This window comes from Streptomyces caniscabiei (assembly GCF_014930365.1).
Classification (GTDB): Bacteria; Actinomycetota; Actinomycetes; order Streptomycetales; family Streptomycetaceae; genus Streptomyces; species Streptomyces caniscabiei.
In genome coordinates this window covers 1-11650 of record NZ_JABXWI010000043.1, presented here as the reverse complement: position 1 = coordinate 11650, position 11650 = coordinate 1, and the positions used below count along the sequence as shown (strand labels likewise).

At 70.2% G+C, this 11650-nt stretch carries 10 protein-coding genes and 1 pseudogene; 6 read left to right on the top strand and 5 right to left on the bottom strand.

The window, feature by feature from the left end:
• Nucleotides 1-211: 211 nt before the first annotated feature.
• The 3 genes and pseudogenes from HW837_RS47650 to HW837_RS47640 all read left to right on the top strand — a co-directional run.
• Nucleotides 212-340, top strand: a pseudogene (locus HW837_RS47650) (VOC family protein); the annotation flags it as partial.
• Between the two features lie 96 nt (nucleotides 341-436).
• Nucleotides 437-2113, top strand: a complete 1677-nt coding sequence (locus HW837_RS47645) for an NAD(P)/FAD-dependent oxidoreductase (protein ID WP_193382228.1) — start codon at nucleotides 437-439, stop codon at nucleotides 2111-2113.
• Between the two features lie 11 nt (nucleotides 2114-2124).
• Nucleotides 2125-3600, top strand: a complete 1476-nt coding sequence (locus HW837_RS47640) for an ATP-binding protein (RefSeq protein ID WP_196790472.1) — start codon at nucleotides 2125-2127, stop codon at nucleotides 3598-3600.
• A gap of 483 nt (nucleotides 3601-4083) precedes the next feature.
• Here the strand turns inward: HW837_RS47640 and HW837_RS50565 are convergent, their stop codons facing one another.
• From HW837_RS50565 to HW837_RS47615, 5 genes are all read right to left on the bottom strand, one after another.
• Nucleotides 4084-4485, bottom strand: coding sequence for a hypothetical protein (locus HW837_RS50565; RefSeq protein WP_408995460.1), 402 nt, complete (start codon nucleotides 4483-4485; stop codon nucleotides 4084-4086).
• Between the two features lie 845 nt (nucleotides 4486-5330).
• Nucleotides 5331-6125, bottom strand: a complete 795-nt coding sequence (locus tag HW837_RS47630; RefSeq protein ID WP_093792934.1) for a maleylpyruvate isomerase family mycothiol-dependent enzyme — start codon at nucleotides 6123-6125, stop codon at nucleotides 5331-5333.
• A gap of 58 nt (nucleotides 6126-6183) precedes the next feature.
• Nucleotides 6184-6531, bottom strand: coding sequence for a class III extradiol ring-cleavage dioxygenase family protein (locus HW837_RS47625; RefSeq protein ID WP_234442865.1), 348 nt, complete (start codon nucleotides 6529-6531; stop codon nucleotides 6184-6186).
• A 111-nt stretch (nucleotides 6532-6642) separates the two neighbouring features.
• Nucleotides 6643-7800, bottom strand: coding sequence for an L-dopachrome tautomerase-related protein (locus HW837_RS47620; protein WP_045563508.1), 1158 nt, complete (start codon nucleotides 7798-7800; stop codon nucleotides 6643-6645).
• Between the two features lie 232 nt (nucleotides 7801-8032).
• Nucleotides 8033-9532: an MFS transporter gene (locus tag HW837_RS47615; RefSeq protein ID WP_078854011.1), complete on the bottom strand. Its 1500-nt coding sequence runs from the start codon at nucleotides 9530-9532 to the stop codon at nucleotides 8033-8035.
• A 337-nt stretch (nucleotides 9533-9869) separates the two neighbouring features.
• Here HW837_RS47615 and HW837_RS47610 point away from each other — a divergent pair, with 337 nt between their 5' ends.
• The 3 genes from HW837_RS47610 to HW837_RS50560 all read left to right on the top strand — a co-directional run bounded on the left by HW837_RS47610 (nucleotide 9870) and on the right by HW837_RS50560 (nucleotide 11437).
• Entirely contained in the window at nucleotides 9870-10493 is a 624-nt protein-coding gene (locus HW837_RS47610; RefSeq protein WP_193382226.1) for a TetR/AcrR family transcriptional regulator, read from the top strand.
• Between the two features lie 441 nt (nucleotides 10494-10934).
• Nucleotides 10935-11180, top strand: a complete 246-nt coding sequence (locus HW837_RS47605; RefSeq protein WP_193382225.1) for a hypothetical protein — start codon at nucleotides 10935-10937, stop codon at nucleotides 11178-11180.
• A 5-nt stretch (nucleotides 11181-11185) separates the two neighbouring features.
• On the top strand, nucleotides 11186-11437 hold the full coding sequence (locus tag HW837_RS50560; protein WP_390623622.1) for an RraA family protein: 252 nt from the start codon (nucleotides 11186-11188) through the stop codon (nucleotides 11435-11437).
• Nucleotides 11438-11650 lie beyond the last annotated feature (213 nt).

Below are 11650 nucleotides of genomic sequence, written 5' to 3'. Positions count from 1 at the left end.
CGACGACGGCTGCTTCCTCCCCCCGAAGGTCGACGACCGACATCGGTTCGCCGCCCCGCACGCGATGGAGATCGTCCCCGGCGTCGGTCACTTCCTGCACATCGAGGCCCCCGAGGCGATCGCGGAACGGATCGCGGCATGGGCCGAGTAGTGGATCACTCGCCCCTCGCGGCGAGACCACCGGGATGGGCGGAGCGGGGCCAACCGGTAGGCCGAGGTCGACCGGCTGCCGGCCCTCGGGGCGCGGCACGCGGACATCGGCCAGGGAGAGCAGCCCTGGACCACACTGGTGGCCCCGGAGGGCAACGAGTTCAGCGTGCTCGGCTCGCGGCGGAGGTAACCGGAGCGGGGCGATCGAACATACGATGGCTGAAAGGCGACGCCGGCACCGGGCCGGCGCCGGCCGGTGATCCGATCACTCGGGGTGGGAGTTCGTATGGCACAGGCCGCGGACGCTGCGCGGACCGTCATCATGACCGTGGACGACGATCCCGGGGTGTCCCGGGCCGTCGCCCGTGACCTGCGGCGGCGCTACGGCGCGTCGTACCGGATCGTGCGCGCGGAATCCGGTGAGTCCGCGCTGGAGGCGCTGCGGGAGCTGAAGCTGCGCGGTGATCTGGTCGCGGTGATCCTGGCCGACTACCGGATGCCGCAGATGAACGGCATCGAGTTCCTCGAACAGGCCCTGGACATCTACCCGGGCGCCCGCCGCGTGCTGCTGACCGCGTACGCGGACACGAACGCGGCGATCGACGCGATCAACGTCGTCGACCTCGACCACTACCTCCTCAAGCCCTGGGACCCGCCGGAGGAGAAGCTCTACCCGGTCCTGGACGACCTCCTGGAGGCGTGGCGGTGCAGCGACTACCGCCCCGTGCCCGCCACCAAGGTGATCGGGCACCGATGGTCGGCGCGCTCCTCGGACGTTCGGGAGTTCCTGGCCCGCAACCAGGTGCCGTACCGCTGGTACTCCACCGAGGAGCCCGAGGGGCAGCGGCTGCTGGCCGCCGCCGGGCAGGACGGGCAGCGGCTGCCGGTGGTGATCACGGCGGACGGTACGGCGCTCGTCGAGCCGGAGGTGCCCGAACTGGCCGCGCACGTGGGGCTGTCGACGACACCCACGGCCGACTTCTACGACCTGGTCGTCATCGGCGGCGGCCCGGCCGGTCTTGGCGCGGCCGTGTACGGGGCCTCGGAGGGCCTGCGGACGGTGCTGGTGGAGCGGTCGGCGACCGGCGGGCAGGCCGGGCAGAGTTCACGGATCGAGAACTATCTGGGCTTCCCGGACGGGGTGTCCGGTGGCCAGCTGACCGACCGGGCGCGCCGGCAGGCCACGAAGTTCGGCGCCGAGATCCTGTCCGCGCGGGAGGTGACCGGTCTGGAGAGCAGCGGGGCGGCGCGGCTTGTACGGTTCGCGGACGGGTCGCAGATCGCGGCGCACAGCGTGATTCTGGCGACCGGTGTGTCGTACCGGAAGCTTCAGGCGCCGGGTGCCGACGAGTTGTCGGGTCGTGGGGTGTTCTACGGGTCGGCGCTCACCGAGGCCGCCGCCTGCCAGGGGCACGACGTGTACATCGTCGGCGGCGCCAACTCGGCCGGGCAGGCGGCGATGTACCTGGCCAGGGGCGCCAAGTCGGTCACCCTGCTGGTGCGCGGGCCGGACCTGACCGCGTCGATGTCGCACTATCTGATCCAGCAGATCGCCGAGTCGCCGAACATCTTCGTGCGGGCCCACACGGTCGTCGAGGCCGCGCACGGCGACAACGACCTGGAACAGCTGACGCTGCGCGACGCGACGAGCGGGGATACCGAACTGGTCGACGCGCAGTGGCTGTTCGTGTTCATCGGCGCGGCCCCGCTGACCGACTGGCTGGAGGGTACGGTGTCGCGGGACGGGCGCGGGTTCATCCTCGCCGGGCCCGATCTGACCGCCGACGGGCGGCCACCGGCCAACTGGGAGCTGGACCGGCCGCCGTACCACCTGGAGACCAACATCCCCGGCGTGTTCGTCGCCGGGGACGCGCGCGCGGAGTCCGCGAAGCGGGTCGCGTCCGCCGTCGGAGAGGGAGCCATGGCCGTGATGCTCGTACACCGGTATCTGGAGCAGTCGTGAGCGGGCGGCTGATGCCGTGCAGCGCGGCGGAGATCAGCTCGCTGTTCCTCTTCGAGAAGCTGAACTCCGAACAGCTCGGCAGGCTGTGCGGCGAGGGACGGGTCGAACTGTTCGACCCCGGGCCGGTGTTCGCCGAAGGTGACCCGGCGGCCTGCTTGTACGTGATGATCGAGGGCACGGTGGTCATGTCGCGCCGGGTGGGCAGCGACGACATCGAGGTGAGCCGCACGTCCCAGCCAGGGGTGTACGCGGGGGCCGTGATGGCGTTCGTCGGGGACGGTAAACCGCAGCGGTACCCCAACTCGTTGCGGGTGCCGGAACCGACGCGGTTCTTCGTCCTGCCCGCCGAATCGTTCGCGAGCTTCATGCACGAGTGGTTTCCGATGGCGGTCCATCTCCTGGAGGGGCTCGTCCTTGGTTCGCAGACCTTTCAGCGGGCCGTCGGGCAGCGCGAACGGCTGCTGGCGCTGGGCTCGTTGTCCGCGGGTCTCACCCATGAGCTCAACAACCCGGCCGCGGCGGCCGTACGGGCCACTTCCTCGCTCAGGGACCGGGTCGCGCACATGCGCAACGAGCTCGGCGTCATCGCCTCGGGCGACTATCACCACGACGTCCTGAAGGCCTTGGTCGCCCTCCAGGAGCGTACGGCCGAGCGGGTCTCCAAGGCGCCGGCACTGAGCCCGCTCGAAGCGTCCGACCGGGAGGACGAGCTCGCCGACTGGCTCGACGACCACGGTGTCCCGAACGGCTGGCAGATCGCGCCGACCTTCGTGCAGGGCGGTCTCGACGTCGACTGGCTGGAGCAGATCGCGGCGGCATGCGATCAGGAGGAGATCCTGCAGAGCGCCATCGGGTGGCTCAACTACACGGTCGAGACCGAGCTGTTGATGTCCGAGATCGAGGACTCCACCACCCGGATCTCGCACCTCGTCGACGCCGCCAAGCAGTACTCGCAGCTGGACCGCGCGCCCTACCAGGTCGCCGATGTGCACGAACTCCTCGACAGCACGCTGCTGATGCTGTCGGGCAAGATCGGTCCACAGGTCAAGGTCGTGAAGGAGTACGACCGTTCGGTACCGAGGATTCCGGCCTACCCGGCCGAGCTGAACCAGGTGTGGACCAACCTGATCGACAACGCGGTCTCCGCCATCAACAGCGCGGGCGGCGCAGGGACGTTGACCGTACGCACCGCTCTGGTGCACGACCGGCTGCTGGTGGAGTTCCGCGACACGGGCCCGGGAGTGCCGGCGGAGATCCGCGGCCGGATCTTCGACCCGTTCTTCACCACCAAGCCGGTGGGCGAGGGCACCGGGCTGGGGCTCGACATCTCCTGGCGGATCGTCGTCAACAAGCACCACGGTGACCTGAAAGTCGAGTCCGTACCCGGCGACACCCGCTTCCAGGTACTGCTCCCCCTCACCGCCACGGACTCCGACCCCGACCCCGACCCCGATACCGTCCCCGACCCGGCCCAGGAGTCCTCGTGACCAAGGGCACCGGAATCGATCCCGGCGTCCCGCCCAGCGGTGCCGGGACGACGAGCTGACCCGTCTCGCCGGTGTGCTGGGCCGGCCCCGTGTCCGCGAGGCCCGTGCCATGCTCATCGCCGGGGACGCCGGGGTGTGCGCGGCGGGCCTGGACATCCCCGACGACGTCGGCATGCAACCCACGCACTACGCCGTCCACGTCGGCCCAGGTACACGGTCACCGCGAAGGACACTGTGTTCCACGTCAGCGATCACGCCTCCGGCAGGGACCCGCACGAGGACGACGCTTGCGAGCTCCTGGCGACCCTCCTCGAAGACGTGAGCGCCCCGTGGTGAGGACAGCCCTGTACGAGATCGAGACCAACGAAGCCGACTGCCGCCATTCGGGGTGCTGGTCGAGGGGCGGGCATGGCCGGGGCCCGACGCTGGGGTCGGGTGCTCCGGGGTTCCTCGGGTCGCGGAAGGGCAGGGACAGTGCTGCGGTCAGGTGGCTGGCCGGGGCAGGGCTGCGAGGCGGGTGAATGCGCTGGTCAGCTCGTGTCGCCAACGCCAGGTAGCGGAGGTCCGCCAACGCCAGGTAGCGGAGGTCCGGAAGCAGAGTCGGCGGCCTCCGCGGGTGATGCGGGCGGCGGCGCGCAGCAGCCGGTAGCGGAGCTTCTTCGGCTCGGCGGTGGCCAACTCGCCGTCCAACAGCAGCGCCTGGGTCCAGACGAGCAGGCGGATGCGCTCCTGCACGCGGGCATGCGTGCGGTGGCGTGCCTCCAGGCGTTGCGCGGTTCCCCCACCCGTGACCGGGGTGTCGGTGAGAAAGACCTGGTGGCGCATGCCTTCGTCGAAGTCGAACAGGTACAGCCGGGCACCGGGATGCGGACGCTCACGCCGCACGATGACGCGGGTGCCGTCGGGGTAGCCGGGTGAGGTCGATCATGCCGGTCAGCTCGGCGGCCTCTGCTCCGTCGCGCAGGGATCCGTCCTGTTCCAGGGCCGGGTGCCAGACCCGGTCGGGCAGGGCCCGGATGTGGTGCAGGAAGCACAGCAGCGGGTGGTAGCCGAAGCCGCGCTTGTAGGTGGCGGCTGCCTGCTCCTTCTCGGAGTGGCAGGGGACCAGGGTGGCGTCGAGGTCCAGGACCAGGCAGGGCAGGTCGCGCCCGGCCGTGCGGGACGCTGGTATGCCGTCGCGGGTGTCGGCGGCTTGCAGTCAGGCGATTTCGCGTGCGGTGGCCCGGGCTTCTTGCAGGGCGGCCAGTGGGGGAGGGCCGATGTCGGCGCGAAGTGCCAGGCGGTGGGTGTGGAGGCGACCGGGCCGAACACATCGCGCTGGTCACACAGGACAGCGAGGTCAGTGCGGGTCTCGTCGCCGTCGGCGTCACGGCCAGGTCGACCGCCACCCGGCCGGGGGCGTGCCCCGTGCCGCGCGGCCGCAGCCGACGCAACGCGCTGGTGAAGGCGCTGGTCAGCCCGGTGATTTCGGCCAGATCGGCCGGCAGACGGGATCCGGCATGGCCGACCACCCCGCGACCGTCGGCCGAGACGACAATGCGCGGACGTGACCCGGTGGTGTGCACGCGGAAAGTGCCTTCCCCCGCGAGACGACAGAAGCCTTGGACAAGCCCTGTCGTCCCAGGTCAGAAGGCACTTTCGCTGTGCCGCTCATGATCCGGACACGACCCCGAGTGAAACGCGCAGGCTAGCTGGGGCGTGTTTCCGTGCCCGTTGCCTTGCCGCCGGGCTCAGAACCCGGGGAAGACCCTGCGCAGGTCGTCGAGGGTGACGGTGTCGCCGGTGAGGGTCACGGAGGGCGGGGTGTGGGCGGGGGCGTGCCGGCCGGTGACGAGTCGCAGCCACCACTCGGCGGGGGCCGTCAGCACGGCGTCGGCGTTCTCGGGTTCGCCGGTGAGCGCGACCGTCTCGCCGACCGAGAGACCGAAGGCGCGCTCGGGTGCGGTGGTGTGCACCGCGACGGCGACGGGGCGGTTCTCCAGGGCGCCCGCCTTGCCGATGAAGCCCAGCATCATGCCGGCCTGGTCGAGGAGCGGCCCCCTCGCGGCGGACGCCAGGGGCGTCGACGGGTCGAAGGCCACCTCGACGTCCCACGAGTGGTGGGCGAGCTCACTGAGCAGGAGCCCCGCCGCGGTCGCGACGTCCACCGGCGCGGGCAGGAAGCCGAGGTCGATCCGGAGGTCACTGCGGGCCCCCGCGTCGAGACCCTCATAGCGTTCGACCAGCGCCTGGTTGGCGGTGACGAAGCCTTCGGCGCGCTCGGCCGGGGTCATCGCGTCCCAGCGGGCCCACACCGACTTGTTGAAGTCGCCGTCGGGGGCACCCGTACCGCCTGTCGCGCCCTCCAGTGCGGCCAGGCCTATTTCGGCGCCGCTGCCCAGATGGCTGAGCACCTGGGAGACGTCCCACTCCGACGCGCCGGACGGGCGGGTGAGATCGGCGGCGGTGAGTCCGTGCACCACGGCGGCGAGGTGGTCGTGCCCGCTGCGCAGGGCGTCGATGATCCGGTCTGTGGCTTCGGTCATGTTCGTTTCCTCAATGAAGGTGATCTGATTCGGTGTTGTCGTCATACGGCTGTCGGTGTCACACGGCGGTCTGGAACGAGCGCTTGGAGAAGCCGATCGTGTACCCCTCGACGGTGGTCCGCACCGGCCGGTCGGGGTGCGCGGCGGCGCGCAGGGTGATGAACAGCGGGATGTAGTGGTCGACGGTCGGATGGGCGTACGGCATACCGGGCGCCCTCGTCCGGAACGTGGCGAGTTCGTCCGCCACGCCGCGCGCGAGGGCGTCGGCGGCCCAGGCGTCGAAGTCGGCGGACCAGCCCGGGACTTGGCCATCGAGCATCGCACGGGTGATGAACGGCAGCCCGTGCGTCATAAGGCCGGAGCCGATCACCAGCACACCCTCCTCGGCCAGCGGGTACATGGTCATTCAGCGGCACCCAGGCCCCGTGGTCGAGCCCTCGGCCGGCGTGCTGGTGGACCGGTTCGCCGTCCGGACAGGGACAGCGACCAGGCAGTCACGTGACGTGGGCCGGAGAGGTCACACGAGCCTGACCGGTCCGGCGTCGATCGGCAGGCGGACCAGGAGATAGGGCTTGCGGCGCAGGTCCTCGCCCTCGTGGAAGAGCGACACCCGGTTGAGCTGGTTGGCGGTGGCGTACAGGTGCCGGTCCGAGGCGACGGACAGGGTGTCGACCCAGATCAGGTCGGTGCCCTGGGCGAGGGTGCGGTAGGTGCCGTCCGGGTTCCTGCGCCAGATGGAGTTGTGTTCCAGGTCGCCGCCGTAGAGCCGTCCCTTGTCGTCGCTCTCCAGGCCGTCGGCCATCGGCTTGAACCCGTGGTCCTCGACCGTCGCCGCCACCTCGGCGTCGGTGGCGTCGGGGTCGGCGAGGGCGTCGGTGGACACGCTGTGCAGTCGGCGGCTGGACAGGGGGGAGTAGTAGAGGCGCTTGCCGTCGGCGCTGAGGGCGATGCCGTCGGAGCCGGTCTCGTAGTGCATGGGTTCGCTGCCCGCGGGGCGGATCATGAGGGGTTCGCCCTCGATGACGGGAAGGAACTGCTCGTCGGGGAGCACTGAGGGCTGCCCGGCCAGTCGCCGCCAGGAGCGGCCTGTGGCGAGGTCGACCACGATGATGCCGTTCGAGCCGCCCGAGTCGGTGATGAACGCCATGCCCTCGGCGCCGCGCCGCAGGTCGAAGCGCACGTCGTTGGGGTAGCTGTTCGACGGCACCACCTCGGGCGGGAAGAGGATCTTCCGTACGATCCGGTCGGTGCGCAGGTCGACCGCCACGAGCTTCGGGCCGCCGTAGGAGGACCCGGCGAACAGCGGGTTTCCGGTGTCGAGGATCCACAGCCGGTCGGCCGGGTCGACGACGACGCTCTGCACCGACTGGAAGTGCCCGGCCAGGTCGGAGGCGTCCTCGCGGTTCACCTCGGCGTTGGGGTAGGCCACGGGCTTCCCGCCGCGCAGTTCGGCGACGGTGAACGGGACGTCGTCGCCCCAGCGGGGGAAGTTGACGAAGATACGGCCGTGGCGTGAGACGGTGACACCCGTCGGCATCGAGCCCCACAAGCGGGCGACGACCGTGTACTGACCGGCGGTTGGGCCGGCGGTTGAACTGGTGGCGTGGGCGGGCCCGGCGAGTTGGGTGGCGGCCAGCGATGCGGTGGTCGCGCCGAGGAATGTACGTCGTTTCATGGGAGTGTCTCCTGTCGGGTCTGGTTGCACCATGGACTTCGCCGTGGACAGTAGTTCTCTGGTGCGCGGGTGGCGGGTGGTGAGGTCCATCGCGGAGAGGGCCCTGTCGTGGGTTCGCGGGGCGAGACGGTCGCGGTGGAAGCCTGGAGGTGCCCTGCTTTCCTGTGCTGGTTCGTGTCCTGAGAGCAACAGTCATCGCGGGTGGCAGGGCTTCTCTTGGGTGGATCCGGGTTCAGTGGGCCATCACGGGCTCGCCCTCGGACGGCTCCAGGGCCCGGTTCGGGATCAGGAACGCGGCGATCACCGCACCGACCACGAAGAACCCGGAGCCCCACGCGAAGGTGGCCGTGTAGCTCTCGACGCCGGCCTGCGCCGCGGCCAGCGCGCTGGGCTTGTGCGAAGTCAGGTAGTCGGTCGCGGCTGACGAGGCAATGGTGGTCAGTAGCGCCGTGCTGATGGAGCCGCCGATTTGCTGACCGGTGTTGATCAGCGCCGAGGCGACGCCCGTGTCCTCGTGGTGCAGGCCTGAGGTCGCCCCCTGGATCGCGGTGGACATCACCGCGCCGATGCCGAGACCCAGCAGGATCAGGCCGGGCATGATGTGGGTGGCGTAGGTGCTGTCCAGCTCGAGCCGGGTCAGCAGGGCCATACCGGCTGCGGCGACCAGGAAGCCGGCGCTGACGACGATCCTCGGGCCGACCTTGGGCAGCACCAGCGAAGGCATCGTGGTCGACGAGGCGACGACGCCCGCGACCATCGGCAGGAACGCCAGACCGGTCTTGATCGGCGAGTAGCCGAGGCTGGCCGCGAAGTAGTAGGTCAGGAACAGGAAGATCGAGAACATCCCCATGCCCAGGACGAACACCGCCGCGAACGAACCACCGCGGGTCCGGTCCAGCACGAGGCGCAGCGGCAGCAGCGGATGCGCGACCCTGGCCTCCAGCCAGACGAACACCGCGAGCAGCACCGCGCCGACGATCATGGAGCCGAGGGCGACCGGGTCGGTCCAGCTGGTGGACTCGACGTGCGCGAACCCGTAGACGACGGCGAACAGCGCGGCGCTCACCACGACGATGCCCGGAATGTCGAGTTGGGGCTTCTTGTTGATCACGGGCTTGGCCAGCAGCAGCAGTGCACCGATCAGGGCGGGGACCGCGAAGACGACGTTCACGTACATCACCCAGCGCCACGACGCCCATTCGGTGAGCATGCCGCCGAGCAGCAGCCCGATCGCGCCGCCCGCACCACCCAGCGCGCTGAAGATACCGAAGGCCTTCGCCCTTTCCGACGGTTCGGTGAAGGTCACACTGAGCAGTGAGAGTGCCGCGGGCGCGAGCAGCGCGGCGAAGAGGCCTTGGGCCACACGTGCCGCGACGAAGATCTCGAAGCTGCCGGCCGAGCCGCCGACGACGGACGCGGCCCCGAAACCTGCCAAGCCGATCACGAAGAGGGTGCGTCGGCCCAACAGGTCACCGAGTCGGCCGCCGAGCAGCAGCAGGCTGCCGAACGCCAGGGCGTACCCCGTGATGACCCACTGCCGGCTGCCGTCGCTGAAGCCGAGGTCTTGCTGCGCCTCGGGCAGCGCGATGTTCACGACGGTCGCATCGAGCATGACCATGAGCTGTGCCATGCCTATGACGACCAGCACCCACCAGCGCACGGCATGTGAGCCGCGAAGGCCCGAGTTTGTCTTTCCGGAGGCGGGCGCCCCGCGGTCGATGCTGGTACTCATTTTTTTCCCTTGCTTGCTCGGCATGACTGAAAGCCGTCTGGAATCTGATTGGTTTCCTCACCGATGAAGGTGAGGCGACCGGATGGCGGGCTGAGATCTCAGGGCTTCGAGATCATCGTGTGGCCGCTGTGGGGCTTACCTCGGCGATCCTCTGGAGGGCCGTGTCGGTGACCGCGGTGGCCAGCATCCTGTTGATGTAGGCGCCGGCCAGTCATCGCGCCGGGCGTGCACGCATCCTGTCCGGGGAGCTCAGGACCGTTGTGGACTGAACGGTAAGAAACCTAGATGGTTCTGTACTGGGTTGTCAAGAAGGGTGGGTCGGTCGTACCTTCGATGCATGGCCAGACCACGAAGTTTCGACCGCGACCACGTCCTGCATGCCGCCGAGCGGCAGTTCCGCACCTCGGGCTACAACGGCACCAGCGTCGACGACATCAGCGCCGCGACCGGCCTGGGCCGCGGCAGCCTCTACGGCGCGTTCGACGACAAGCACGGCGTGCTGATGCAGGCGATGACCAGCTACTTCGCCCGGCTGGGGCAGGGTCCGCCCAAGATGCTCGCCGGACCGGACGAGGGCGCCCTGGAACGCCTGCACGCCTACCTGCTCCGCGCCGTCCACGGAGTGCCACTCGCCCCCGACGTACCCCCCGCCCCCGACCGGACGGCGGCGGCCTGCTTCGCCGCCAAGATGGCCCTGGAGATCGGCGCCTCCGACCCCGAGGTACAACGCCTGGCCCACGACTGCTTCTCCGTAGTCCGGGCGGCCGTGGCCGAGTGCGTGCGAGCGGCGCAGCGCAACGGCGACATCGACCCCGACGCGGACCCCGACGACCTCGCCTACCTCCTGCTGACCGTCATCCGCGGCAGCGACGTCGTCGGCGCATACGGCCACAGCCCTGACCGCCTGACCTCGATCGCGGAGAGCGCGTTCGCACTCCTGCCCCGCCCGCGCCAAAGCTGAGAAGGGCACGGCCGGCCCCGTTGCACCGGCATCCGATGTGGCCGGCCCACCTCGACGCCGCGCAGGCGCGGCCCGCAGGTTTACGCGCCGCCGGGCGGTCGCCCGGGCGGTTGGCGAAGAACTGCGCCCGCCCCCAGTCGAGTTGCTCCACCGCAGGCGCGGTGTCGCCGGGCTTGAACCGCACGGTCAGCCGGCCGAACGCCACGCCGCCGGCCAGACGGTGGCACTTCGGCCGCCGCTGCGCCAACTCGGACCGCGTATGCACGAATTCGTGCCAGCGCTCCGCCTTGATGCCCCGTAGAGCTGGTTGCCGTCCCCGCGGATGCGGGGAGCGGTACGGATTTCCGCTGGGCGTCGACGATCGGCGACCGGTCCGATGGTCGCCACCCCGCGCGAGCGTCAGCCCGACGTCCCGCTCACCCACGTGGCGGACGCCCCCCCGTGCAACCGGGACCACAACCGGCACAGGCGACCACCCTGCTGACGCGCAAGATCGCCCAGGCCCACGGCCACCATCGCGCACCCGGCCGCTCGTCGCCGCCCAGGGGTTCCGGTTCGAGCCGCGCCGGCCACAGGTCTGCGAGGTTCACCCCCGGCCTGCTGCTGGACATCACACCCGTGTCCGACGTCGAGACCAAGACGACGGGCCGCATGACCGCGCAGGACCACATGGCCCGTCCGAGCTGACGGCAATGGGCTTCCCTGCCTGTTCGCGAGGGGTCTCGGCGCAGGACATGGGACAGACCGGCCCCGGCCCGGTGACCGCGCCCGCCGTGGTCGCCGGCGCCACCGTCCGACGAGGTGACGCGATCGCGGCCGGCGACGACGGAGTGCTGTGCGTTCCCCTGCAGGACTGCTCGCACACACTCGGCCACCGTCGTCGCGACCAAGGGGAAAGGTGGAGCCGCCCGCCGTACTTGACAACTCAGTACAGAACCGCCTAGGTTTCTGACTGTTCAGTCCACAACGATCCCGAGCTTGGCCGGACCGGCTTGGTCCGGGCTTGCAGGACCGGTGGGGGCCGTGTCGACCTGAGTCCAGGCGACCCCGCGCAGGGAACGACGAAGTCGTTCCCGCAACCGAAGGAACCACCATGCAGACAGCTTCCCCAGTGGCCCTCGTGACGGGCGCGTCCTCCGGGATCGGGCGGGCGGCGG

Bases quoted from the DNA above. Each gene is read 5' to 3' on its own strand.
- HW837_RS47645 (WP_193382228.1), top strand. From the start codon at position 437: ATGGCACAGGCCGCGGACGCTGCGCGGACCGTCATCATGACCGTGGAC.
- HW837_RS50560 (WP_390623622.1), top strand. From the start codon at position 11,186: ATGGGCTTCCCTGCCTGTTCGCGAGGGGTCTCGGCGCAGGACATGGGA.
- HW837_RS47615 (WP_078854011.1), bottom strand. From the start codon at position 9,532: ATGAGTACCAGCATCGACCGCGGGGCGCCCGCCTCCGGAAAGACAAAC.
- HW837_RS47630 (WP_093792934.1), bottom strand. From the start codon at position 6,125: ATGACCGAAGCCACAGACCGGATCATCGACGCCCTGCGCAGCGGGCAC.
- HW837_RS47620 (WP_045563508.1), bottom strand. From the start codon at position 7,800: ATGAAACGACGTACATTCCTCGGCGCGACCACCGCATCGCTGGCCGCC.
- HW837_RS47625 (WP_234442865.1), bottom strand. From the start codon at position 6,531: ATGACCATGTACCCGCTGGCCGAGGAGGGTGTGCTGGTGATCGGCTCC.
- HW837_RS47640 (WP_196790472.1), top strand. From the start codon at position 2,125: ATGCCGTGCAGCGCGGCGGAGATCAGCTCGCTGTTCCTCTTCGAGAAG.
- HW837_RS47610 (WP_193382226.1), top strand. From the start codon at position 9,870: ATGGCCAGACCACGAAGTTTCGACCGCGACCACGTCCTGCATGCCGCC.